Annotated in this window: 20 protein-coding genes; 11 read left to right on the top strand and 9 right to left on the bottom strand. The window is 62.8% G+C overall.

Translation table 11 applies throughout. The annotated features are described in order from the left end of the window. The first annotated feature begins 144 nt into the window (after positions 1 to 144). The 4 genes from LB536_RS04605 to kynU are packed head-to-tail and all read left to right on the top strand — an operon-like array spanning position 145 to position 4,180. Positions 145 to 1,131, top strand: a complete 987-nt coding sequence (locus tag LB536_RS04605) for an ABC transporter substrate-binding protein (protein WP_224590266.1) — start codon at positions 145 to 147, stop codon at positions 1,129 to 1,131. Positions 1,132 to 1,189: 58 nt separating this feature from the next. After that, complete coding sequence (locus LB536_RS04610) at positions 1,190 to 1,969, top strand: ABC transporter ATP-binding protein (RefSeq protein WP_224590267.1); 780 nt, start codon at positions 1,190 to 1,192, stop codon at positions 1,967 to 1,969. Positions 1,970 to 1,974: 5 nt separating this feature from the next. After that, on the top strand, positions 1,975 to 2,898 hold the full coding sequence (locus tag LB536_RS04615; protein ID WP_224590268.1) for an ABC transporter permease: 924 nt from the start codon (positions 1,975 to 1,977) through the stop codon (positions 2,896 to 2,898). A 34-nt stretch (positions 2,899 to 2,932) separates the two neighbouring features. After that, positions 2,933 to 4,180, top strand: coding sequence for a kynureninase (gene kynU / locus LB536_RS04620; protein ID WP_224590358.1), 1,248 nt, complete (start codon positions 2,933 to 2,935; stop codon positions 4,178 to 4,180). A 69-nt stretch (positions 4,181 to 4,249) separates the two neighbouring features. Here the strand turns inward: kynU and kynA are convergent, their stop codons facing one another. Next, positions 4,250 to 5,086, bottom strand: coding sequence for a tryptophan 2,3-dioxygenase (gene kynA / locus LB536_RS04625; RefSeq protein ID WP_263488823.1), 837 nt, complete (start codon positions 5,084 to 5,086; stop codon positions 4,250 to 4,252). Beyond that, entirely contained in the window at positions 5,083 to 6,708 is a 1,626-nt protein-coding gene (locus tag LB536_RS04630; RefSeq protein WP_224590269.1) for an AMP-binding protein, read from the bottom strand. The genes kynA and LB536_RS04630 overlap by 4 nt, the downstream gene beginning before the upstream one ends. A 313-nt stretch (positions 6,709 to 7,021) precedes the next feature. On the opposite strand from LB536_RS04630, the gene LB536_RS04635 reads away from it, so the two are divergent. Then, positions 7,022 to 7,852, top strand: a complete 831-nt coding sequence (locus LB536_RS04635; RefSeq protein ID WP_224590270.1) for an alpha/beta hydrolase — start codon at positions 7,022 to 7,024, stop codon at positions 7,850 to 7,852. Between the two features lie 46 nt (positions 7,853 to 7,898). On the opposite strand, the gene glp is transcribed toward LB536_RS04635, so the two are convergent. From glp to LB536_RS04660, 5 genes are all read right to left on the bottom strand, one after another. After that, complete coding sequence (gene glp / locus LB536_RS04640; RefSeq protein WP_224590271.1) at positions 7,899 to 9,104, bottom strand: gephyrin-like molybdotransferase Glp; 1,206 nt, start codon at positions 9,102 to 9,104, stop codon at positions 7,899 to 7,901. Further along, positions 9,104 to 9,586, bottom strand: a complete 483-nt coding sequence (moaC, locus tag LB536_RS04645; RefSeq protein WP_224590272.1) for a cyclic pyranopterin monophosphate synthase MoaC — start codon at positions 9,584 to 9,586, stop codon at positions 9,104 to 9,106. Before moaC ends, glp begins: the two co-directional genes overlap by 1 nt. Positions 9,587 to 9,652: 66 nt before the next feature. Further along, entirely contained in the window at positions 9,653 to 10,501 is an 849-nt protein-coding gene (gene trpC, locus LB536_RS04650) for an indole-3-glycerol phosphate synthase TrpC (RefSeq protein WP_224590273.1), read from the bottom strand. A gap of 3 nt (positions 10,502 to 10,504) precedes the next feature. After that, positions 10,505 to 11,515 carry an anthranilate phosphoribosyltransferase gene (gene trpD, locus LB536_RS04655; RefSeq protein WP_140808436.1) on the bottom strand — a complete coding sequence of 337 codons (1,011 nt, stop codon included), beginning with the start codon at positions 11,513 to 11,515 and terminating at the stop codon, positions 10,505 to 10,507. Further along, positions 11,512 to 13,404 carry a SurA N-terminal domain-containing protein gene (locus LB536_RS04660; protein WP_224590274.1) on the bottom strand — a complete coding sequence of 631 codons (1,893 nt, stop codon included), beginning with the start codon at positions 13,402 to 13,404 and terminating at the stop codon, positions 11,512 to 11,514. The genes trpD and LB536_RS04660 overlap by 4 nt, the downstream gene beginning before the upstream one ends. Before the next feature lie 143 nt (positions 13,405 to 13,547). Between LB536_RS04660 and tpiA the strand changes: the two genes are divergently transcribed. The 5 genes from tpiA to LB536_RS04685 all read left to right on the top strand — a co-directional run bounded on the left by tpiA (position 13,548) and on the right by LB536_RS04685 (position 18,764). Further along, positions 13,548 to 14,318, top strand: coding sequence for a triose-phosphate isomerase (gene tpiA / locus LB536_RS04665; RefSeq protein WP_140757441.1), 771 nt, complete (start codon positions 13,548 to 13,550; stop codon positions 14,316 to 14,318). A gap of 167 nt (positions 14,319 to 14,485) precedes the next feature. After that, positions 14,486 to 14,935 (top strand): preprotein translocase subunit SecG, encoded by a 450-nt coding sequence (gene secG / locus LB536_RS04670; RefSeq protein ID WP_140808433.1) that lies wholly within the window; start codon positions 14,486 to 14,488, stop codon positions 14,933 to 14,935. A gap of 211 nt (positions 14,936 to 15,146) precedes the next feature. Next, positions 15,147 to 16,277, top strand: coding sequence for a L,D-transpeptidase (locus LB536_RS04675; protein WP_224590275.1), 1,131 nt, complete (start codon positions 15,147 to 15,149; stop codon positions 16,275 to 16,277). Between the two features lie 301 nt (positions 16,278 to 16,578). Next, complete coding sequence (locus tag LB536_RS04680; RefSeq protein WP_318013397.1) at positions 16,579 to 18,216, top strand: CTP synthase; 1,638 nt, start codon at positions 16,579 to 16,581, stop codon at positions 18,214 to 18,216. Positions 18,217 to 18,224: 8 nt separating this feature from the next. Then, positions 18,225 to 18,764 carry a DUF1697 domain-containing protein gene (locus tag LB536_RS04685; RefSeq protein WP_224590277.1) on the top strand — a complete coding sequence of 180 codons (540 nt, stop codon included), beginning with the start codon at positions 18,225 to 18,227 and terminating at the stop codon, positions 18,762 to 18,764. A 35-nt stretch (positions 18,765 to 18,799) separates the two neighbouring features. On the opposite strand, the gene LB536_RS04690 is transcribed toward LB536_RS04685, so the two are convergent. Together LB536_RS04690 and LB536_RS04695 are read right to left on the bottom strand one after the other, a co-directional pair. Beyond that, a complete protein-coding gene (locus LB536_RS04690) occupies positions 18,800 to 20,257 on the bottom strand; it encodes an NCS1 family nucleobase:cation symporter-1 (protein ID WP_224590278.1) in 1,458 nt (485 codons plus the stop codon). A 246-nt stretch (positions 20,258 to 20,503) separates the two neighbouring features. Then, positions 20,504 to 21,406, bottom strand: coding sequence for a LysR substrate-binding domain-containing protein (locus LB536_RS04695; protein ID WP_224590279.1), 903 nt, complete (start codon positions 21,404 to 21,406; stop codon positions 20,504 to 20,506). 259 nt (positions 21,407 to 21,665) lie between these two features. Between LB536_RS04695 and LB536_RS04700 the strand changes: the two genes are divergently transcribed. Further along, positions 21,666 to 23,180: a leucyl aminopeptidase gene (locus tag LB536_RS04700; RefSeq protein ID WP_224590280.1), complete on the top strand. Its 1,515-nt coding sequence runs from the start codon at positions 21,666 to 21,668 to the stop codon at positions 23,178 to 23,180. The last annotated feature ends 4 nt before the right edge of the window (positions 23,181 to 23,184 follow it).

Consider the following 23,184-nt stretch of genomic DNA (forward strand, 5'->3'; position numbering starts at 1 on the left):
TCCGTCGTCTGGCAGAGAAAAATTATATATGATGTCGGAGCATGGCAAGAATTATATATAATATTTGACACGGGCCGGCGGACTGACCATGATCGCCGCAGTAGCCGCGCTCCAAGCGGCGCTGATCAAATCTGGGAGGAAATGATGTTGAAGTCGAAATCCGCTTGGTTGTCGGGTTTGTTCCTGGCCGGCGCATTGATGGTGAGCGCGGGTACTGCCGCTGCCGATCAGATACGCATCGGCATTGCCAATTTCGGCGAGCATCCGCAGCTCAACGCCGCTATAGCCGGCTTCAAGAAGGCGCTGACGGATAATGGCTTCGTCGAGGGCAAGGACGTCGTCTATACGGAGAGCCATACGAATTTCGATGCATCGCTGGTGCCGCAGATGATCGCCAAGCTGCAGGCGGAGCAGCCCAAGCTGATCTACACCATCACCACGCCGGTCTCGCAGATCGCCAAGAAGGCGCTCGCGGGCTCCGGCATTCCGATCGTCTTTGCCGCGGTCACGGATCCGGTGGCGGCCAAGCTGGTACCGTCATGGGACTCCGGAGACGAAGGCATGACCGGCGCCAGCGACCTGCAGGACGTCGCCGCGGTAATGGCCTTCACCAAGAAGCTGCTGCCGAACGCCAAGCGCTTTGGCGTGCCTTACAATCCGGGCGAGGCCAACGACGTTGCCTTGGTCGAAAAGATCAAGGCGGCGGCACCCGCCGCCGGCTTCGAGGTCGTGGAAGTCGGCATCGACAACGTCAATGACATCCAGCAGCGCATCGCCTCGCTCGCCGGCAAGGCCGACGTGATCTACGGCCCGGCTTCGAACCTGATCCAGCCGGCGATCGCCGCTGTCTCCGCGGCTGCCCGCCAGGCTGGTATTCCGGTCGTAAATTCCGATGACAGCGCGGTCCGCAACGGCACCGTGCCGGCAAGCTTCGCGGTCAATTATACGCAGGTCGGTATCAACGCCGGCAACATCGCAGCCGAAATCCTGAAGGGCAAGGATCCCAAGACGATCGCGCCGTCGCGCCCGGCCTACAAGGATCACATGGCAACGATCTCGCGCAAGGCGATGGCCGCGTTCGGCATCGAGATACCGGCTTCGATGGCCGATTGCGGCTGCATCGTCGACTGACATCGGGGCAGCAGGGGTGACGGCGCGGACGCCGTCACCCTGAGGTCAGGGAGGAACGATGCTCGAGATCCGATCCGCACGCAAAGTGTTCTACAAGGGCCAGGCCGACGAGAAGATCGCGCTGGACGGTCTCAGCCTGTCGCTGGCCACGGGCGAGTTCGGCATCGTCATCGGCTCCAACGGAGCCGGCAAGAGCAGCATGCTCAATGCCATTTCCGGCGCCCTGATCCTCGATTCCGGCCAGATCCTGATCAACGGCGCCGATGTGACTGGCATGCCCGTGCACAAGCGCGCCGCGAAACTGGCTCGCGTGTTCCAGGACCCGATGCGCGGTACCGCCGCCAGCATGACGGTCGCGGAAAACATGCTGCTGGCTGATTTGCGCAGCAGCAAGCGCACCTTGCGCCAGGGGCTGAACGCCACCCGGCTTGCGTCCTACAGGGAGCGCCTGTCGATACTGGGCCTCGGCCTCGAAAATCGTCTCGACACGCGCGTCGACCTGCTCTCGGGCGGGCAGCGGCAATCCCTGTCTCTGATCATGGCAGTCGGCGGATCGCCGGACCTGCTGCTGCTCGACGAGCATACCGCGGCACTCGATCCGCGCACGGCCGAGATCGTCATGCAGGCAACGGTGCGCGCCGTCAGCGCATTGAAGCTGACGACCTTGATGGTGACCCACAACATGCAACACGCCGTCGACTATGGCAGCCGGGTGATCATGCTCGACGCCGGCCGTGTCCTCCTGGAGGTCACAGGCGAAGAGAAGGCGAGGGTCACGGTTATCGATCTGATCGGCCATTTCTCCGTCAAGACCGACCGCATGCTGCTGGCGAGCTGATCATCATGGGCTTTATCGAGGACGTTCTCACCAGCTTCGTCGCGATCATGCCGGTCACCCTGGCGCAAAGCCTGATCCTGGCCTTTGTCGTGCTCGGGATCATGATCCCGTTTCGGATGCTGAATTTTCCCGATCTCACCAGCGAAGGCGCTTTTCCGCTGGGCGGCTGCGTCTGCGGCGTTCTCCTTGCCGCCGGCGCATCGCCGCTGATGGGCATCGCTGCCGCCCTCGTTGCCGGCTTCGCGGCGGGCTGCTGCACTGCCTTCATCCATCTGCGCTTCCGCATCCACACGCTTCTTGCCGGCATCCTGATGATGACGATGCTCTACAGCATCAATCTTCGGATCATGGGTAAGTCCAACCTCTCCGTGTTCGGGTCGCCGACGGTGTTCGACTGGGTGCCGTTCGCGCGGCCGGGTTTCCCCGCCAGCAAGATCGCCGTCGCGGGCCTTCTCGCGCTTGTCGCCTTCATGCTGCTCTACATGTTCTTCAGGACCGAGAAGGGGACTGCCGTGCGCGCCGTGGGCGCCAATCCTGACATGGCCGAGGCGCAAGGCATCAATGTCTGGGCCGCGACCATAGGCGGTGTCGGGTTGGCGAGCGCTTTTTCGGCTTCAAGCGGCGCGCTGATGGTGCAGTCGCAGGGGTTCGCCGACGTCAATATGGGCCTGGGAATTCTCATCAACGGCCTTGCCGCGCTGATGATCGGCGAGGCCGTCGTCGGCAAGCAGACGGTCTGGCGTCAGTTGCTGGCGCCCTTCGCCGGCGCGATCATCTACTACCAGCTGGTGTCGTTCTGCCTCGCCGCCGGCATGCCGCCGCCTGATCTGAAGCTTGCAACGGGCCTGTTCGTGCTGGCCATGCTTGCCTTGCCCAGCCTGAAGCGCAGCCGGGGAGCCGCACCGCTACGCGAAGCCATTCGTGAGTAACCAGGACGTGAATAACCAGGGAATGTCACAGATCATGCACGCAACGCTCGATCTCGCAGCCGTCGAAGCCATGGACGCGGCGGACCCGCTGCGTGCCATGCGCGACCGGTTCACTTTGCCGGAAGGCGTCATCTATCTCGATGGCAATTCGCTCGGCGCCGCGGCACCCGCGATTTTCAACGAGCTGCAGAAGGCAGCGACGCAGGAGTGGGCGCAGGATTTGATCCGCGCCTGGAACACCGCCGGCTGGTTCGACATGCCGGTCGCGCTTGGCGATCAGCTGGGACGCCTGATCGGTGCGGCGGCCGGCCAGACGGTGGTCTGCGATACGACCTCGATCAACATCTACAAGGTGCTCCATGCCGCACTTGGCATGCGGCCGGACCGCTCGGTCATCGTCGCCGAGGGCGACAGCTTTCCAACCGATCTCTATATGGCCGAAGGCGTGGCCTCGACGCGACCCGGCACCGTGCTGCGGCTCGAGGGCGTCGATGCGCCGACCATTGAGGAGCTGATCGACGAGCGCGTTGCGGTCATCCTGGTCAACCATGTCAATTACAAATCCGGCCAGCTGCGCGACATGGCGGCACTGACGTGCAAGGCCCATCAGGTCGGTGCGCTGGTCGTCTGGGATCTCTGCCATACGGCCGGCGCCTTGCCGGTCGAACTCGACAGCGCCAATGCCGATTTCGCCATCGGCTGCACGTACAAATATCTAAATGGCGGTCCGGGCGCGCCGGCCTTCATCTACGCCGCCAAGCGTCATCACGACAAAGTCCAGCAGCCGCTCAGCGGTTGGTGGGGCCATGCGCGGCCCTTTGCCTTCGAACAGGGTTATGCGGCCGGCAGCGGCATCCGCCGGTTTCTGTGCGGCACGCAGCCTGTCTTGTCGATGCGGGCGCTCAAGGGAGCGCTGGACCTTTGGGACGATGTCGACATGGCGGTGGTGCGCAAGAAGAGCATTGCACTCACCGATCTGTTCATCCAACTCGTCGAGACCAAATGCGGCGCCTACGGGCTGGAGCTGGAAAGCCCACGAGACGGCAAGCAGCGCGGCAGTCAGGTTTCGTTCCTCCACCCGCACGGCTATCAGGTGATGCGGGCACTGATCGACCGCGGCGTGATCGGCGACTTCCGCGCGCCGTCGACGATCCGCTTCGGCTTCACGCCGCTCTATGTCGGTTACACCGATGTATGGCGGGCCGTCGAGGTGCTGGAAGATATCCTGCGCACCGGCGCCTGGAAGGATGCGCGCTTCGCGGTCAAGACGGCGGTGACCTGAAAGTCGGCGCAATTCCTGCGGGAAAACTGTGACACGGTTTTCCTACAGGAATTGCGCAAAACAAAGAATTCAGAGCCGGGTACGGACGTTCCAGAGTTCCGGAAACAGGACCACCTCGAGCATCTTCTTGAGATACGAGGCGCCCGATGTGCCGCCGGTGCCGCGCTTCAGGCCAATGATGCGCTCCACGGTGGTGACGTGGTTGAAGCGCCAGCGACGGAAGTAGTCCTCGAAATCGACCAGCTTCTCGGCCAGTTCGTAGAACATCCAGTAGCGCTGCGGATCGCGGTAGATGGTCTGCCAGGCGACGAGGACTTCTTCGTTTTCCGTTCGCGTCTCGCGCCAGTCCGTGCGCTTTGCGTCCGCGCCAATGTCGAAGCCGTTGCGCGCCAGAAGCAGCAGCGCTTCGTCATAGAGCGACGGCTCGGTCAGGATTGTCTCCAGCTTGGCGCTGAGGTCCGGCCGGTGCTTGTGCGGCCCGAGCATGGCGAGGTTACGGTTGCCGGCCATGAACTCGATGGCGCGATACTGCCAGGACTGGAAACCCGAGGACTGGCCGAGCGCGTCGCGGAACTCGGTGTATTCGCTGGGCGTCATCGTGCGCAGCACATCCCAGGCATTGTTCAACTGCTCGAAAATGCGGGCAACGCGCGACAGCATCTTGAAGCTCGGCTCGAGCCGGTCGGCACGAATCGAGCGGATCGCCGCGCCAATCTCATGCAAGGCGAGCTTCATCCAGAGTTCTGATGTCTGGTGCTGGATGATGAACAGCACCTCGTCATGCGCCGACGATAGCGGCGCCTGCGCGTCGAGCACTTTCTCCAGGTGCAGATAGTCGCTGTAGGACATGCGTTCCTTGAACGACATCTCAGCACCTTCGGACGCCGGATCGTAGGGCTCGCTCAATTGATTTTCTCCGTGCGCAGCCGGAAGCGCTGGATCTTGCCGGTCTGGGTCTTGGGCAGGGCTGCGATGAATTTGACCGATCGCGGGTATTTATAGGGCGCGATGGTTGCCTTGACATGGTCCTGCAGGCGCTTGACGGTCATCGCGTCTGGCGAGACACCTTGTACCAAGACGACATGCGCCTCGACGATCTGGCCGCGCTCGCCATCCTCGGCGCCGATGACCGCGCATTCGGCGACATCGGGATGCGACAGCAGCGCCGCCTCGACCTCGGGGCCTGCGATGTTGTAGCCGGCGCTGACGATCATGTCGTCGGAACGCGCTGCGAAGTGGAAGAAGCCGTCCTCATCCTGCGTGAAGGTGTCGCCGGTGAGGTTCCAGCCGTCGCGCACATAGTCCTTCTGCCTGTCATCGGCCATGTAGCGGCAGCCGGTCGGACCGCGCACCGCCAGCCGTCCGGTCTCGCCACGCGGCACCTCGCGCATCTCGTCGTCGACGATGCGCGCCTCGTAGCCGCCGACCGGCTTGCCGGTCGAAGCAGGCTTCCTGTCGTCGAAGCGGTTGGAGATGAAGATATGCAGCATTTCGGTGGCGCCGATGCCGTCCAGGATCGGCTTGCCGGTCTTTCGTGTCCACTCTTCGAAGACCGGAGCCGGCAAGGTCTCGCCGGCGGAAACGGCAACGCGCAGCGATGACAGGTCGGCGCCTTCGTCCATGGCCTTCAGCATGGCCCGGTAAGCGGTCGGCGCGGTAAACGAAATAGTCGCTTTGTAGGTCTCGATGATGTGGATCATGTTGGGCGGCGTCGCCTGCTCCAACAGCGTCGCCGCCGCGCCGAAGCGCAGGGGAAAGATGGCGAGCCCGCCAAGACCAAAGGTGAAGGCGAGTGGCGGCGAGCCGACGAAGATGTCGTCGGGCGTCACCTGCAGGACTTCACGGGCGTAAGCATCGGCGATGATCAGGAGATCGCGGTGGAAATGCATCGTAGCCTTCGGCACGCCCGTGGTGCCCGAAGTGAAGCCGAGCAGGGCGACATCGTCGCGGCCGGTGCTGACGGCGGTGAAGGTAACCGGCTTGTCGAGGGCGGCGCGGTCGAGTTCGGCGTCATGGTTGGCGGTGCCGTCGAAGCCGATCACCTGCTTCAGGAACACGCTGTCCTTGGCGCAGGCAGTCATCTCGTCCATCAGCCTGGTGTCGCAGAGCGCGGTCGTGATCTCGGCCTTGTCGACGATCTTGGTGAGTTCACCGGTGCGCAGCATGGGCATGGTGTTGACGACGACAGCGCCGACCTTGGTGGCGGCCAGCCAGCAGGCTACCATTGCCGGGTTGTTGGCGGAGCGGATCAGCACCCGGTTGCCCGGCTTGACGCCATAATTCTCGACCAGCGCATGGGCGAGCCGGTTCGTCCAGTCGGACAGTTCCTTGTAGGTGCGGCGACGGCCATTGCCGATCAGGGCGGTGTGGTCGCCGAGGCCCTTCTCGACCAGCCTGTCGGTCAATTCGACACCGGCGTTGAGGTGTTCTGGATAGTCGAAGCCGTCGAGCAGGAAGTCCGGCCATTGCTCGGGCGGCGGCAGATGATCGCGCGTGAACGTGTCGGTATGCGCTGAAGGCCCAAGCATGTCGCCGCTGTCCCTGTCTGCTGCCCGGCCAGCGTGCTGGGCACGTGACCAAAGGCGGTGGATCTGAATTCCTGTCTCTCGCGAAAGGCTTCGTGCAGCCCGCAAACATCTTGTCGACATGCCACTGGAAAGGTGACCATCGACATGTCGGACAGCACAGCGGACCTCCCATTTTTTGTCGGCTGTTCGTAGGCAGGATCGCACCAGTCGAAATTTGTTTCAAGCCTAAAATGTTTTGCCTTGGAGCATTGACGCATGACATGGCGGCGGCCATTGCTAGTGTTGAAACGATGCCGCTTCGGGGAGGGTGCCGATGCTCGACCATCGCATTGCCGACTGGGACAATGCCTACGCCAACGGCGCCAATATCGCCGGCAGCGACCGTTGGCCGGCCGCCTGGGCGGAACCCGCGCAAGCGTTTCGTGACGCACTGTCGGCGCAGGGCCGGGCACGGCTCGACATCGCCTATGGTGATCGGCCGCGCAATCGGTTCGATCTTTTCCTTCCCAATAGCGCTCCTAGGGGGCTCGTGGTGTTCATCCATGGCGGCTATTGGATGGAGACCGACAAGAGCTTGTGGTCGCACCTCGCCGGTGGCGGGGTCGGCAACGGCTTCGCCGTGGCGATGCCGTCCTATACGCAATGCCCGGACATACGCATCGCCGGCATTGTCAGCGAAATCGGGGCGGCGATCGGCGAGGCGGCGACCATGGTCGGGGGACCACTGATGCTGACCGGACATTCGGCCGGTGGACATCTCGCCAGCCGCATGGTGACCGAAACAGCACCTCTGGTCCCAGATGTTGCAAGGCGCATACGCCATGTCGTTTCGATTTCAGGCTTGCATGATTTGCGTCCGCTGATGCGCACGGACATGAACGCGGTGCTGAAGATCGACGAGCATGAGGCGCTGACGGAAAGCCCGGCACTGCTGCGGCCCATGGATGGTGTCCGCATCACTTGCTGGGTCGGAGGGGGTGAACGCTCGGAATTGCTGCGCCAGAATGCGTTGCTGGCCAACATCTGGACCGGGCTTGGTGCCACCACCAGCGCCGTGGTCGAACCCGACCGGCATCATTACGATGTTGTCGATGGCCTTGCCGACCCTGCGCACGCGCTGACGCGAACCTTGATCTCGGAATAGCCGAGATCATTTTTATCTTCTTATCAGCTCATTATCGGAAAATTCTTCAGCGTAACATCAGAACGCTGCAAGCGTCTCCGGCAACAGATGCAGGGGCAAAAGGCGCGCGTACGACCAGCCCGTTGGCGTCGGCAAGCATCCTCAGCATCGAAGAATCCTGGATGCCGAACGGCGTTGCTACCATTTCGCCGTGGTCTTCCCTGACCACCGCCCGCACATAATCCTGGCGCAGGTCGTTGGCCGGCATTGCGGTGCCCAACCGCGCCTGACGGATGTCCTGACGGTAGGCGCGGCCGCCCAGTCTTGCCAAAAGCGGCTTCAGGAACAATTGCGAACAGACAAGGCTTGCCACGGGATTGCCGGGCAGGCCGATGCATCTGATATCGCCGAGGCGCCCGAACATCAGCGGCTTGCCGGGACGCATGGCGATCTTCCAGAAGCCGAGGGTCATGCCTTCGCCGGTCAGCACGTCATGGATCAGGTCGTGGTCGCCGACCGAGGCGCCGCCCAGCGTGACGATGACATCGGCACCCGCCGCGACTGCTTCCCTGACAAGGGCTGCGATGACGTCCTTGCGGTCGGCGGCAATACCGAGATCGAGCGCGCGGGCGCCGACCGATTGTGCTGCCGCGACGACGCCATAAGCGTTGGACGAGATGATCTGGTCGGGTCCGAGTTGGCTACCGGGTGGCAACAGCTCGTCACCGGTGGCGATGATGGCGACCTGCGGCCGTTTCACCACGCTCACCTGGGGATGGTTGGCCGATGCCGCCAGCGACAGTGCCGCCGGGTCGAGCACGCGCCCCTTTTCCAGCACCACGTCGCCCTTGGAAAAATCGAGGCCGATGCGGCGGATGTTGCGCCACTCCGCGGTCGGCTCGATCACTTCGATGTTGCCACCGCCGAGATCCCGGACGTTTTCCTGGACGACGATGGTGTCGGCACCGTCAGGCAGCGGTGCGCCGGTGAAGATGCGCACTGCTTGGCGCTTACCGACCGTGCCGTCAAAGCCACGCCCGGCTGGCGCCATGCCGATCACCGAGAGTTTCGAGGGTACCGAAGCGACGTCGGCGGTTCGCACCGCATACCCGTCCATGGCCGAAGCGTTGAAAGGCGGCTGGGTGCGAAGTGCGACGACCGGTTGCGCCAGCACACGATCGACAGCCTCGATGAGAGGGACGCTTTCGCCGGCCAGCGGCATGGCGCCGTCGAGCAGGCGTTCGAGCGCCTCGGCGACCGGAACCAGCGCCATCAGGCACCTGCCTTGTAGTCGCCGGACTTGCCGCCGGTCTTTTCGACCAGCCGGACGCCTGAGATGACCATGGCGCGGTCAACGGCTTTGGCCATGTCGTAGATGGTCAGGCAGGCCACGGACGCGGCGGTCAACGCTTCCATTTCGACCCCGGTCTTGCCGGTGACGCGCGCCAAGGCGGTGACCTTCAGGCCGGGCAGCGCGTGGTCAGCCTCGATGTCCACGGAAACCTTGGTCAACAGCAGGGGATGGCAGAGCGGGATCAACTCATGCGTCTTCTTCGCCGCCATGATGCCGGCGATGCGCGCGGTGCCGAGCACATCGCCTTTCTTGGCATTGCCGGCGAGGATGGTCTTCAACGTCTCTGGCCGCATCGAGACGAAACCCTCGGCAATCGCGGTGCGCGTCGTCTCGTCCTTGTCGCCGACATCGACCATGTTGGCCTCGCCCTGCGCACCGAGATGAGTGAGGCCGGCCGCCATCGTCAAATCGCCATGGAGCGACGTGCGTCCATTCGGACGCACAAAGTGCGCTCTATCACTTCGACTCTATGCATCGTGCTCTCCGAAAATCGATTCCGATTTTCGGGCCGATGCATCGGACGCCTTGCCCGTGAGCAGCAAGCGCGTTGCAGCAGTCACATCCTGTTGGCGCATCAAGCTCTCGCCCACCAGGAAGGCGCCGATGTCCATCCTTTGCAGTCTAAGGCAATCGTCATGCGAGAAGATGCCGCTTTCGCTGACCAGCAAATGACCACCCGGCACCATCGCCCGCAGCCGCTCCGACGTATCGAGGCTGGTCTCGAATGTCCGCAGATTGCGGTTGTTGATGCCGATCAATTGCGATGACAGTTTCAGCGCGCGCTCCGTCTCGGCTTCGTCGTGCACCTCGATCAGGGCATCCATGCCGAGCTCGAACGCGGTCGATTCGAGTTGGCTGGCCATGGCGTCATCGACGCTGGCCATGATGATCAAAATGGCGTCCGCACCCCAGGCCCGCGCCTCGTAGACCTGGTAGGGGTCGAACAGGAAATCCTTGCGCAGCGCGGGCAGGGCGACGGCGGCTCTTGCCCTGGTGAGGAATTCCGGCGCGCCCTGAAAGGAGGGCGCATCGGTCAGCACGGAAAGGCAGGCCGCGCCGCCTTTTTCATAGGCCTTGGCCAGGCTCGGCGGATCGAAATCGGCACGGATCAACCCTTTGGACGGACTTGCCTTCTTGATCTCGGCGATCAGTGCGAAGCCGCCCGACCTGCGCTTCGCGTCGAGCGCGGCGAGAAAGCCGCGCGGTGCGTCCGCGTCTTTTGCGCGCGCCTTGATCTCGGCTAGCGACACGCGCGCCTTGGCGGCGGCGATCTCGTCGCGCTTGTAGGCTTCGATCTTGCGCAGAATGTCAGACACGGTTCACCCGTTCGAAATTTCGACCAGCCGGTCGAGCACCTGCAGCGCCCGGCCGCTGTCGATCGCCTGCGCGGCGATGGCGATGCCGTCGCGGAGCGTCGTCGCCTTGCCCGCAATCACCAGTCCGGCACCGGCATTCATCAACACCGTGTCGCGGTAGGCGCCGGCGGCGCCACGCAGCATGTCGCGCAAGGCTTTGGCATTGTAGGCGGCATCGCCGCCGCGCAGCTCATCCTTGGTATGGCGCTTCAGTCCAACCTCTTCCGGGGTCAGCGTAAAGCTGCGGATTTCGCCGCCAACCAGTTCGGCGACCTGCGTCTCGCCGGTGGTGGTGATCTCGTCATAGCCATCGCCATGGGCGACCCAGGCATGTTCGGTGCCGAGCGCCTTCAGCGTTTCCGCCACCGGCATGATCCATTCCGGCATGAACACGCCGACCATCTGCCGTTTGACGCTGGCCGGGTTGGAAAGCGGTCCGAGCAGGTTGAAGATGGTGCGCGTGCCAAGCTCGCCGCGAACCGGACCGACATGCTTCATCGCCGGGTGGTGCGCCGGCGCGAACATGAAGCCGACGCCGGCTTCATGGATGCACTTGCCAATAATCTCCGGCGCTATGTCGATCTTGACGCCGAGGGCAATCAGCACGTCGGCCGCGCCGGTCAACGAGGACAGACCGCGGTTGCCGTGCTTGGCGACCGGCACGCCGCTACCGGCAATGACGAAGGCGGAAGCCGTCGAGATGTTGACCGAGTGCGAATTGTCGCCGCCGGTGCCGACGATGTCGATGGCGCCATCAGGGGCATCGACGCGCAGCATTTTGGCGCGCATGGTGGCGACAGCGCCCGAAATCTCGTTCACCGTTTCGCCGCGCACGCGCAGCGCCATCAGGAAGCCGCCGATCTGCCCTGGAGTTGCATCGCCCGACATGATGATGTCGAAGGCCTCGCAGGCCTCCTCGAAGGACAGCGCGGTGCCGGTCGCGACCTTGGCGATATGGGCTTTCAGCGCGCTCATCTTGTCGAGGCTTGGGCAACGGCGGCCTGGTCGATGCGGACGTCGTACTGCGTCTGCAACTGCGCCACCAATTGGTCGAGCAGGTCGTCGGACATGCCGGAGGTGAATGATTTCTGCGCGTCGTCCGGCACCGAGCTGGCGTCGGCGCCGGCCGGTTCGAACACTTCGGCAACCTTGAACAGGATCTGGCCGTCGCCAGTGGGCGAGGGGATCAAGCCGGTGCCGCCTTCGCCGACGCCGAACATCACGGCGGCGCCTTGCTTGCCGAAATCGGCGTCATCGGCTTCGCGCTTCAAGCCGCGCTTGGTCTGCTTTTCCAGCTTGAGGTCACCGGCGATGACGTCGAGCGTGGCGCCGGCCTTGAGGCGCTTCTCGAGTTCGCCCGCCTTGGCGGCGAGCCGCTTGGTGGTCTCGGCCGCCGTCCAGTCGGCGACAACTTTCTGGCGCACCTCATCAAGAGTGCGGTCGCGGGCCGGCGTGATCGAACCGACCTCATAGAAGACGAAGCCGTTGTCCGCGGTGGTCAGCGCCTCGTTTTCGGTGTTGGGTTCCGCATCAAAGACGGCCTTGATCAGCGACGGCGATTCCGGCAGGTCCTTGACGATGGAGCCATCGGGCCTCAAGCCATTGCGATCGATGGCGTCGATGGTGATGTCCTTAAGCTTCAATTTGGCAGCCGCGTCGGCCAGCGAACTGCCCGATGCACGGGTGTCCTCATAATTGTCATGCACATCCAAAAGGATGCGGCTTGCCTCACCCAGCGCCAGGTCCTTGCGGATCTGGTCGGACACTTCGGCGAGCGGCTTCACCACCTCGGGCTTGATCTCGGTCACGCGCAGCAGCACTGGACCGAAGGTACCCTGAACGACCTGGCTGACTTCATTGACGTTGAGCGCGAAGGCGGCATCGGCAACAGCCTTGTCGGCGATCTTGTCCTTGGCGAGTGTGCCAAGCAGCGTGTCGGCCGGAGTCTTGCCTTCGGCGGTCACCAGCTTGTCGAAGGTGGCGCCGGCCTTGAGCGAATCGAGCGCTGCCTTGGCCGCATCCGGCGTCTTGAACACAAGCTGCTCGATGGTGCGCATTTCGGGCGTGGTGTAGCGTGCCTTGTTCTTGTTGTAGTCGTCACTGACCTGCTGGTCGGTGACCGCGGTCGTATCCATGATGTCCACCGGTTCCAGGCGGACATAGGAGAATTTGCGGTATTCAGGCGCGGCGTAGGTTTTCTTGTTGGCCTCGAAATATGCCTGGAGCACGCTGTCGCTCGGAGCCTCGATCGGCTCGACCAGCGTCTTCGGCAACGTCAAATAATCGACCGTGCGGTCTTCGCCGCGGTAGAGCGCGACCGCCTTGAAGAACGTATCCGGGGCCTTGAGGCCGTCCGAGACCGCCTCGACGATCTGCTGGCGCACCGCCACCTGGGCGCGGTTCTTCAGGTAATCCTCGGGCCGCATGCCGACCTCGTGCAGCATGTAATCGAATGTCCGTCGGTCGAACTGACCGCCAGGGCCCTTGAACGCCGGATCTTCGCGGGTGAGTTCGGCCAGCCGGTCCTTGGACAGGCCGAGGCCCAGCTTGCGTGCCTGTTCGTCGAGAACGGCACCGGAAACGAGTTGCGCCAGCACCTGGTTGTCGATGCCCAGCGCCTTTGCCTGTTCGTGAGTGAGGCGCTGACCGAACTGCTGCGACATGACGGCGAGCTGGCGGTCATAGGCAAGGCGGTATTCGTTGATCGATACCTTGGTGCCACCAGCGGTTATCACCGAATCGTGGCCCGCAAAGCCACCCATCAGCCGTCCAGAGATGCCCCAGGCGGCGAAACTGACCACCAGTAGCGAAAGCAGTGTCTTCGCGACCCAGGTACCCGCCGCGTTTCTCAATACACCAAGCATGGTTACTTCCGATTTATGCGCATTTTCGCGTGCGCCGAGTCTGAAACAAGCGCAATAGCGCCCTTCCGGCCCACTGTCGATTGCTTTGTGGCCTGATTTTGGTAGTGAGGGCCAGAGCCTGATATCGCCCGGAGAAGCACACCATGACGCCAGGAATTCGCCCGCTTGTCGCCGGCAACTGGAAAATGAACGGCACCAGCGCCTCGCTGAACGAGCTCAGGATGATCGGCAACGGTTTCATGAGCGGGCTCGACGCCGAGACGGAAGCACTGGTCTGTGTTCCCGCGACGCTGCTTTCCCATGCTGCGGAGATCCTGTCACGCACGCCTGTCCATGCCGGCGGTGAGGACTGCCATAGCAAGGAAAGCGGCGCCTATACCGGCTGCATTTCCGCGGAGATGCTGAAGGACGCGGGCGCGAGCCATGTCATTGTCGGTCACTCCGAATGCCGCGAACAAAGGGGCGAGGACGACGCGACGGTCCAGGCCAAGGCCGCCGCGGCCTGGCGTGCCGGGCTGGTGGCCATCGTTTGCATCGGCGAGACGCGGCAGGAGCGTGAGGCTGGAGCCACGCTGGAGGTGCTGTCGCGCCAGGTGGCCGGCTCGGTGCCGCCAAGCGCGACGCACTCCAACACCGTCATTGCCTATGAGCCAGTGTGGGCGATCGGCACCGGCCTGACGCCAACCGCCGCCGATGTGGCTGAAGCGCATGCGCATATCCGCGAAAAGCTGTCGGAAAAGCTGGGGACCGCCGCTGCTAGAATGCGCATTCTCTATGGCGGATCGGTCAAGCCGTCCAACGCGGTGGAACTGCTGGGCGTCCGGAATGTGGATGGCGCGCTGGTCGGCGGCGCCAGCCTGAAAGCGGCTGATTTCCTGGATATCGCCGAAGCCTATCGCAGCATTGCAGGCTGAGATTCACGAGGATGGGCGGCTCTCGTCCCGTCCAAATTCGTTGCAAAGGGCGCGTTGCTTCCCATATTCCGGCCACGGGCTTGGAAATGCCGTGAAAGCATTGTATTGAGCCGCCTCCAATTCACCGGTCGTGTCCGCGGCCGGGCAAGGCCTTGCCAGGATAAACTATGCAAACCGTACTGATCGTCATCCATCTAATGGTCGTGCTCGCCCTTGTCGGCGTGGTGCTGCTGCAGCGCTCCGAAGGCGGCGGTCTCGGCATTGGTGGCGGATCGGGCTTCATGACGGCGCGCGGCGCCGCCAACGCTTTGACCCGGGCGACGGCGATCCTGGCGGCTGCGTTCTTCGTGACCTCGCTGACCTTGTCGATCATTGCCCGCTACGGCGAGAAGCCGATCGACATTCTCGATCGGGTTCCCACGACCTCGGACGGCAAGGGCGTGCTCAACCAACTGCCGGGTAAGACCACGCCGGCACCCGCCGGCAACGCCACGCCGACGCCGCCGTCCGGAAACGACGCCGCGGCAAAGCCTCCGGCAACGGCCCCGGCCACCGCGCCAACGACCAATGGGACCACCAGCACCGCGCCGGCGGCGCCTCAGGTTCCGAACCAGTAACCTCCACGTTTCCAAACCGCGATCTGTGATCGTTTGAACACAGTCGCGGCAAATGCTGCGCGATCACGAAGATTCGACGGGCGGCAGTGCGGTCTCGCGCTTGAGGCATCCGCGCTTATTCGACTATAGATTGCACGCGGCATTTTCGGCGTCCTTGGGGGACGCCGGGCGACGCCGTGGGCAACAAGCATTGAACGATCGGATCTTCGCCATGCAGCTTCGCAGCTTCATTTTCCTGGGACTTTGCGCCGCAATCGGCATGAGTTCCCCGGCCTTCGCCGGCATGCCGGCAAATATGGCCGCACAACAGTCGGTGTCGCTTGAAAAAACCGACGCCATCCCCGTCGCGGCCAAGAGCGATGCGGCGCAGTTGAAGCTTCTCAAGAGGAAGAAAACCCCGACACCGGACGATCTCGCCCAGATCAAGAAGATCGAGGCCAAGATCGCCGCTGCCAAGGAAGACGCCAAAGCCAAGGCGCTCGAAGCCAGGAAGCTGGCGATGCGCGAGGCAGCCAAAGCCAGGGCTGACGCGGACCGGAAGGCATTCCTGGCCAGCAAGGGCCAGAAAGCATCAGCAACCGAAGTGGCCGATGCCAAACCGGCCAAGAAGACCATCAAGGTCATCGAGCCGATTGAACCGGTCACGCCGATCCAGTCGGCCGAGCCGATCCCGGCCGAGGCGATGAATGTCGCTTTGACCGGTAACAATGGCGAATTGCGCAGCGAGGTCGTCGGTGGCCAGAAGCAGTCGAGCGGCGGTCTGTTTGCTGGTCTGTTCGGTGGAACCTTATCTGGCTCATCGATCAGTTATCTGCCCGAGACACGCGCGCTCGACTCGGCACTTGCCCAGAAGAACGCCAAGAAGCCGTTCAAGGTAAAGCCGGAATTCGTGCCTCAGGACGTGGAATTCACGGGCTATGATGCCGGTACAATCGTCATCGACACCAGCGCTCGCCGGCTCTATCTCGTCGAATCGTCCACGACCGCGCGTCGCTACGCCATCGCGGTCGGTCGCGAAGGCCTGCAGTTCAAGGGCACGGTCGCGGTCGGCGACAAGCAGGAATGGCCGCGCTGGATCCCGACGCTCGACATGCAGAAGCGCGAGCCCAAGCACTATGGCCAGTACAAGGACGGCATGGCCGGCGGTGGCCAGAACCCGCTCGGCGCCCGCGCCATCTATCTCTATGACGGCAAGAAGGACACGCATCTGCGTATCCACGGCACCATCGCGCCGCAGTCTATCGGCACCAGCGCCTCCAATGGCTGCTTCCGTATGATGAACGAGCACGTCATGGATCTCTACAGCCGAGTCCGGGTCGGCACCAAAGTCGTCATCATCTGACGTCTCCATCATCATGCCGAAAGGGCCGGCTCAGCCGGCCCTTTTGTTTTGCTTGGAGCGGTCCAACGTTTTGTAGAATCGCCAACCCGCTCCAAGTCTTTGTTTTTATGTCAATTCCGGACGGAAGACCGCTACGAGCTTTTTCTTGGAATTGCTCTAAGGTCCCGGTCAACCCGTTTGGTCGTGATCCCGTCCGAAAACCGGATTCCACTTTTCGGGAATCATGGTCCGAGCGCCTTTTTGGGAAAAAGCCTTCGCGGCGGTTTTTTCTCTGGCGGAATCAATCAGGCCGCGTTAAGCGATGACTCCCATGGCGCGATATGTATTCATCACAGGCGGCGTGGTTTCCTCACTTGGAAAAGGCATTGCCGCAGCGGCCCTTGGGGCTCTCCTGCAGGCGCGAGGTTATCGCGCACGCATCAAAAAACTCGACCCCTACCTCAATGTCGATCCCGGCACGATGTCGCCGTACCAGCATGGCGAAGTGTTCGTCACCGACGACGGGGCCGAGACCGATCTCGATCTTGGCCATTACGAGCGCTTCACCGGCCGTTCCGCCAATCAGCAGGACAACATCACGACCGGGCGTATCTACAAGAACATCATCGAGCGCGAGCGGCGTGGCGACTATCTCGGCGCGACCGTGCAGGTCATCCCGCACGTTACCGACGAGATCAAGAACTTCGTCCTCGACGGCAATGACGACTATGATTTCGTGCTGTGCGAGATCGGCGGCACGGTCGGCGACATCGAAGCGATGCCGTTCCTGGAGGCGATCCGCCAGCTCGGCAACGATCTGCCGCGCAACAACGCCGTCTATGTCCATCTGACACTGATGCCCTATATCCCGACGGCGGGTGAACTGAAGACCAAGCCGACCCAGCATTCGGTCAAGGAATTGCGCGGCATCGGCATTGCGCCTGACATTCTTCTGGTGCGCGCCGACCGTGCCATCCCCAAGGAAGAGCGCCGCAAACTGTCGTTGTTCTGCAATGTCAGGGAGAGCGCCGTCATTCAGGCGCTCGACGTGCCGCATATCTACGACGTGCCTATGGCCTATCACAGGGAAGGTCTCGATTCGGAAGTGCTGGCCGCCTTCGGCATCGACCCGGCGCCTAAGCCGCGCATGGAGCCGTGGCAGGCGGTCTCGAACCGCATCCACAATCCGGAGGGCGAGGTCACCATCGCCATCGTCGGCAAGTATACCGGCCTCAAGGACGCCTACAAATCTCTGATCGAGGCGCTTTCGCATGGTGGGCTGGCCAACCACGTCAAGGTCAAGCTCGACTGGATCGAATCGGAAATCTTCGAAAAGGAGGACCCGACGCCTTGGCTGGAGAAGGTGCATGGCATCCTCGTGCCCGGCGGCTTCGGCGAACGCGGCTCCGAAGGCAAGATCCTGGCGGCGAAATTCGCGCGTGAGCGCAAGGTGCCGTATTTCGGCATCTGCTTCGGCATGCAGATGGCCTGCATCGAGGCGGCGCGATCGCTGGCCGGCGTCGAACATGCCTCGTCGACCGAATTCGGCCCGACCACGGAACCGGTTGTTGGTTTGATGACCGAATGGCTGAAGGGCAACATGCTGGAAAAGCGTAGGGCGAGCGGCGATCTCGGCGGTACCATGCGGCTCGGCGCTTATCAGGCCGAGCTCGCCAAGGGCTCGAAGATCGCCGATATCTATGGCGACACCCAGATTTCCGAACGTCACCGGCACCGCTACGAGGTCAATATCGACTACAAGCAGCGCCTGGAGGATTGCGGGCTGGTGTTTGCGGGCATGTCGCCCGACGGTGTGCTGCCGGAGACGGTCGAGTATCCCGACCATCCCTGGTTCATCGGCGTGCAATATCACCCCGAACTGAAGAGCCGGCCGCTCGATCCGCATCCGCTGTTCGCCAGCTTCATCGAGGCGGCGGTGGAGCAGAGCCGGCTGGTCTGATCGCTACCATGCGGACCTATGTGGCGCTCCTCTACAGCATCACCCTGGGAGAGGGGCGGCGGGTCGTCATGTCCGACCTCAAGGCGATGGCGGAAGGCCTTGGCCTGAAGAATGTCCGCACCCTGTTGGCGACCGGCAATCTGGTTTTCGAGAGCGAGAAGATCTCGGTGGCCGGACTCGAGGAGCGGCTGGAATCCGCCTTCGAACAGACCTTTGGCCGCCATGTCGACATCATCGTCCGTGCCGCCGGAGACTGGCGCAAACTCGCAAGCGGCAATCCATTCCCGAGCGAGTCGGTGGAAGCCGGCGACCAGGTCGTGGTGCGCGTGATGCGCAAACCCGTGACCGAGGATGCGATATCTGGCTTTCAGGCCTATGCCGCCGCGGACGAGAAGGTGCTTCTGGTCAGCGGCGACATCTGGATCGTCTTTTCACGGGAGAGGCCTAGCTCGCGGCTGCTTGCGGCCGCAAATCACAAGCGCATGGGCATCGGAACCTCGCGCAACTGGAACACGGTGCGCAAGCTGGCCGAAATGGTCGCGCAGTAGAGCGGGGCGGCACGGGGCCGCCCCAGAGATGCTTGTCAGGCTTTTGCTATCTTGGCGCCTGCACCCAGGGCGGCGGTGCGCAGCACGTAATAGATGACGCCGGCGATCGCCACGCCGAAGAACCAGCCATAAACGCCCCACCAGGACGGCAGCCAGTTGGTGAAGTTCGGCAGGATCGAGGAGAAGATGGCGCCGATGCCGGCGGCGATGAAGGCATTGACGTGCCAGCCACCCTGGAAGCGGAACTCGCCGTCCTCGCGATAGAGCGCCTCGACGTCGACCTCGCCCTTCCGGATCAGATAGTAATCGACCATCATCACGCCGAAGATCGGTCCCATCGTCGCGCCGATGACGTTGACGAAGGAGGCGGCACTGCCTTCCCACGGTGCGAAGGGATAGAGAACGAGCGCGATGACGGCGGCGATGTAGCCACCCTTCTTGAAGTCGATCTGACGCGGGAAGACGTTGGAGAAGTCGAACGCAGGTGAGACGAAGTTGGCCACCACATTGATACCCAAGGTCGCCACCGCGAACGTCAAGGCGGCAAGGGCAGCTAGGAACAAGCTGTCGAACTTGGCCGAGATCTGGTCGGGGTGCAGCAGCACCTCATGGTAGACGTCGTAGGCGGCGATGGTGGTGACGCCGGCGACCAGCGAGAACAGGATGAGGTTGACCGGCAGACCCCAGATGTTGCCCTTGCGCAATGCCGCCTGATTGGGCGCATAGCGGGCGAAATCGCAGAAATTGAGATAGAGCGCCGAAAAATACGTCACCCAGATCGCGGCCACCGCGAACAGAGACGTCCACGAGCCCGGCGTTCCAGGCACGCCGGCATCCTTGGTCTTTTCCAGAAGCACGTCCATCGGGATGTCGCTGGTGAAGGCGAAGGTTCCGGATTTGACGCAGAGATAAACGGCCAGGAGCAGCATCATCACCCAGACGGCGGGGCCTGCCCAATCCTGGAACCGGCGCACCGTTTCCATGCCTTTCTGGATGATCAGCAGTTGCAGGGCCCATATGATCACGAAGCAGATCACCTCGAGGCCGGAATGGCCGAGGAAATGGGTGTTGGCGTTGAAATCGGCGAACCATTGCGAGCGGATGAGCAATGCGACGATGGCGCCGGAGGCGGCGGCGGTCTGCGCACCATACCAGAAGCAGGCGACGACGGCACGCACCAGTGCCGGAATGTTGGCGCCCCAGATGCCGAAGGAGGCGCGGGCGAGCACGGGGTAGGGCACACCGGTCTTCACACCGGCGTAGCCGACCATGTTCATCAGCGCGTAGATGATCAGCGAGCCGATGCCGATGGCGATGATGAAATTGACGAAGCCGCCACAGAACAGAAACAGGCTGGCGGCGAGGTAGTAGCCCCACAGGCTATGAACGTCCGACGTCCAGACGTTGAAGATCGAGAACGGTCCCCAGTTTCGAACCTTGGCGGGAGCGAGGTCTTCATTATACAGGTCAGGCGATGCGCCTTGTATCGTCATTGCAGTGTCCCCTTCTTGCAGCACGCGCCCTCACGCGTTGACCAACAAGGTTACGCCTGACGCGGGGGAACCAGCAAGCAATCGATTTGCCGGCTTTGGCCTTAAAGATATTCAATACGAACCGCGATTATCGACCGGCCGTGATGGTGAGCCGATTTTGAAACAGGTCTGTCTGTCGATTCGAATCTTCGATCCACGGCTTCGAGCTGGATGAACCCGCGTTTCCAACTCCGTCCGTAAGACAGCCTAGGCGATGGCCATCACCCGCTTGTGGTCCTCGACTTCGGAAAGCAGCCAATCCTGAAACAGGCCGGTACCCGGCTTGTTGCCTATGCTGCGACGCTGATGCAGGTAGATGCCGGCCGGATAGGTGTGGCGGGCGCTGAACGGGGCGACCAGCTTGCCCTGCTGCAGCAGATCCTGGGCCATCATCGTGTCGGCAAGCGCTATTCCAGCGCCATTTATCGCCTCGCGCATGATCAGCGTGCAATCATCCAGCGTCGTGCTGGATTTCGGCGTCGTGTCCAAGACGCCTTCCTGCTCCAGCCAGCGCTTCCATCGCATGGTCTCGCATTCGTGGATCAGATGGTGACTGACCAGATCGGCGGGCGATCGCAGCGGCATCGGCCCGTCGAGCAGCGAGGGCGCGCAGACCGGCGTCAGAACCAGCGGGATCAGCAGCGTCAGCGCCGGGCCGGCCTTGTAGACGAACTCGTCGACAATGGCCAAATCGAAATTGGCCCGCTTGCCCGATGTCGATATCTCCAGATCCACGGCCGGATGCTGCCGGCGAAAGCTCGGCAACCGGTCCGCCAGCCAAAGGTTCAGAACCGCCGGCACGCACAGGACCCGGACACGCTGGGTCCTGCCGTGGCTCGGACCGTCTGCGAGGCTGACGTCGTCGGTGGCGCGCCAGATGGCCTCGAACGCCTCGGAGAGGCTGCGTGCATAGTAAGAGCCCCGGATGGTCGGCGTTATCTGGCGAAAGCCGCGCTCGAACAGGTCCTGACCAAGATTCCGTTCGAGTGCACGGATGTGGCGGCTGATCGCCGAAGGCGTCAAATGCAGCTCTTCGGCGGCATCCTTGACGCTGCCGAGACGTGCGGCGGCCTCGAAAGCGCGCATGCCATTGAGTGAGGGTAGAGCCATTGGCCGATCATGAATTGTCAGTTGAGTTTTTGTCAATCGACATGGACAAAATTGGCGTTTGATCGCTTGGCCGGTTCAGGGATACCCAAGAGGCAAGAGCAACTAAGTCGTCTTACGAAAACGACTATTTGGGGACTTCGGCACCATTCCACCAACGGCGGCGACCGGCTTGGCCGGCTTCCACCGGTGGCAGGTGAAGCATTGCGCAAGCTGCAAGCGGCGCTTCGGCCAAAGCCCACAATGAGGAGAACGCCCACTTATGCCTCAATCGCCAGTGCCGGTCTTTGAAACGGCGGAAGAGATTTCCGCGGAAACCTCCGTCGTCGTGATCTTGCAGACTGCCCAGACAGGCTTTGGTCCGCGGGCAATGGCACTGGATACCGAAATGCGCGGGATCCTCTCCCGGGCATGTGCCGATACGATCGTCTTGGCCGAATCTGGCACCTGTATCGATGTCATTGCCCCCCAGGCGGTATCGGCCCGTCGCGTGATCGTACTTGCCCTGGGCAAGGCCGAGGCCGTCACCGCGCTCTCCTTGGCGCACGCCGGCGGCCTGCTGGCTGCGCATCTGGAAGGCAAAGGGGAATGCGCGGCTACCCTGGTCCTGGACCCTATTGCAGGCATAGGTCTGCCGGGAGCGGAAATCCTGGCAAGAATAGCGCTTGGCATGCGGCTGCGGCGCTATCGTTTCGACATGCGCAACCGGCGCCAAGGGGCGGGGGCGGATCGGACCCTGCGGGTGCAACTGGTCGGGGCCGGCGGTTCGGAGCTGAATTCGGCACTGGCGCGGATCAATGCCATCGCGGATGGCGTCGAATATGCGCGCACGCTGGTCAACCTGCCGCCGAACCATCTCCATCCCGACAATTTCCACGATCATCTGGAGCCGTTGCACGAAGCTGGCATCGACGTCGAGATACTCGATACGGCAAGGCTGAAGGAACTCGGCATGAACGCGATCCTGGCCGTGGGGTCAGGTTCGGTGCGACCGCCGCGCGTCGCGGTCCTGCGCTATCGCGGCAAGGGTGGCCCCGCACAGCCGCTGGCCTTCGTCGGCAAGGGCGTCTGTTTTGATTCCGGTGGTCTCTGCATAAAGCGCGGCGAGCAGATGTTCGACATGAAGGCCGACATGGGCGGCGCGGCCGCGGTGGTCGGCCTGCTGATCGCGCTGGCCCGGCAAGGCAGCCCGGTGCACGTGGTCGGCGTGCTCGGCATTGCCGAGAACATGCCGTCAGGCACCGCGCTCAAGCCGCGTGACATCATCACGACAGCATCCGGGCAGACCGTGGAAGTGTTCGACACGGATGCGGAAGGACGCCTGATCCTGGCCGACTGCCTCTATTATGCCGCCTCACGCTTCAACCCGTCGGTGATCGTCGATCTCGCCACTTTGACCTATTCGGTGATGCGCGGTCTCGGATCGGTATTCGCCGGCCTCTTCAGCACCGACGATGCCATCGCCTCGCGGATGATCGCGGCCGGAGAAGCGGTCGGCGAGCGGTTCTGGCAGCTGCCGCTCGACCGGGCTTATGACGAGGGGCTGCAATCGCCGTTCGCGGACCTGCGGCATCACGCCAAGGACATGGAAGACGGCGACGCTCCCTACGCCGCGGCGTTCCTGCGTCACTTCACCGAGGATCGGCCCTGGGTGCATCTCGACATTGCCGGCAAGGAACTGGCCGACACGGATCGGCCCCTTGGCAGGCAAGGCGCCACGGCGTTCGGCGTGCAGATGCTGGAAGAATGGGTTCGGTCCAGCCGGGAGGCGAACTAGTGAC

It is taken from the genome of Mesorhizobium sp. ES1-3, from assembly GCF_020164795.1.
GTDB lineage: Bacteria > Pseudomonadota > Alphaproteobacteria > Rhizobiales > Rhizobiaceae > Mesorhizobium.

What these genes read in the sequence shown, in the direction of transcription:
- LB536_RS04685 (WP_224590277.1), top strand. Translation starts at nt 18,225, where the DNA reads ATGCGGACCTATGTGGCGCTCCTCTACAGCATCACCCTGGGAGAGGGG.
- LB536_RS04675 (WP_224590275.1), top strand. Translation starts at nt 15,147, where the DNA reads ATGCAGCTTCGCAGCTTCATTTTCCTGGGACTTTGCGCCGCAATCGGC.
- secG (WP_140808433.1), top strand. Translation starts at nt 14,486, where the DNA reads ATGCAAACCGTACTGATCGTCATCCATCTAATGGTCGTGCTCGCCCTT.
- glp (WP_224590271.1), bottom strand. Translation starts at nt 9,104, where the DNA reads ATGGCGCTGGTTCCGGTCGCCGAGGCGCTCGAACGCCTGCTCGACGGC.
- LB536_RS04690 (WP_224590278.1), bottom strand. Translation starts at nt 20,257, where the DNA reads ATGACGATACAAGGCGCATCGCCTGACCTGTATAATGAAGACCTCGCT.
- trpD (WP_140808436.1), bottom strand. Translation starts at nt 11,515, where the DNA reads ATGAGCGCGCTGAAAGCCCATATCGCCAAGGTCGCGACCGGCACCGCG.
- LB536_RS04630 (WP_224590269.1), bottom strand. Translation starts at nt 6,708, where the DNA reads ATGCTTGGGCCTTCAGCGCATACCGACACGTTCACGCGCGATCATCTG.
- LB536_RS04635 (WP_224590270.1), top strand. Translation starts at nt 7,022, where the DNA reads ATGCTCGACCATCGCATTGCCGACTGGGACAATGCCTACGCCAACGGC.
- kynU (WP_224590358.1), top strand. Translation starts at nt 2,933, where the DNA reads ATGCACGCAACGCTCGATCTCGCAGCCGTCGAAGCCATGGACGCGGCG.
- tpiA (WP_140757441.1), top strand. Translation starts at nt 13,548, where the DNA reads ATGACGCCAGGAATTCGCCCGCTTGTCGCCGGCAACTGGAAAATGAAC.
- LB536_RS04605 (WP_224590266.1), top strand. Translation starts at nt 145, where the DNA reads ATGTTGAAGTCGAAATCCGCTTGGTTGTCGGGTTTGTTCCTGGCCGGC.
- LB536_RS04660 (WP_224590274.1), bottom strand. Translation starts at nt 13,404, where the DNA reads ATGCTTGGTGTATTGAGAAACGCGGCGGGTACCTGGGTCGCGAAGACA.
- LB536_RS04695 (WP_224590279.1), bottom strand. Translation starts at nt 21,406, where the DNA reads ATGGCTCTACCCTCACTCAATGGCATGCGCGCTTTCGAGGCCGCCGCA.
- LB536_RS04680 (WP_318013397.1), top strand. Translation starts at nt 16,579, where the DNA reads ATGACTCCCATGGCGCGATATGTATTCATCACAGGCGGCGTGGTTTCC.
- LB536_RS04700 (WP_224590280.1), top strand. Translation starts at nt 21,666, where the DNA reads ATGCCTCAATCGCCAGTGCCGGTCTTTGAAACGGCGGAAGAGATTTCC.
- LB536_RS04615 (WP_224590268.1), top strand. Translation starts at nt 1,975, where the DNA reads ATGGGCTTTATCGAGGACGTTCTCACCAGCTTCGTCGCGATCATGCCG.
- moaC (WP_224590272.1), bottom strand. Translation starts at nt 9,586, where the DNA reads ATGGCGGCCGGCCTCACTCATCTCGGTGCGCAGGGCGAGGCCAACATG.
- LB536_RS04610 (WP_224590267.1), top strand. Translation starts at nt 1,190, where the DNA reads ATGCTCGAGATCCGATCCGCACGCAAAGTGTTCTACAAGGGCCAGGCC.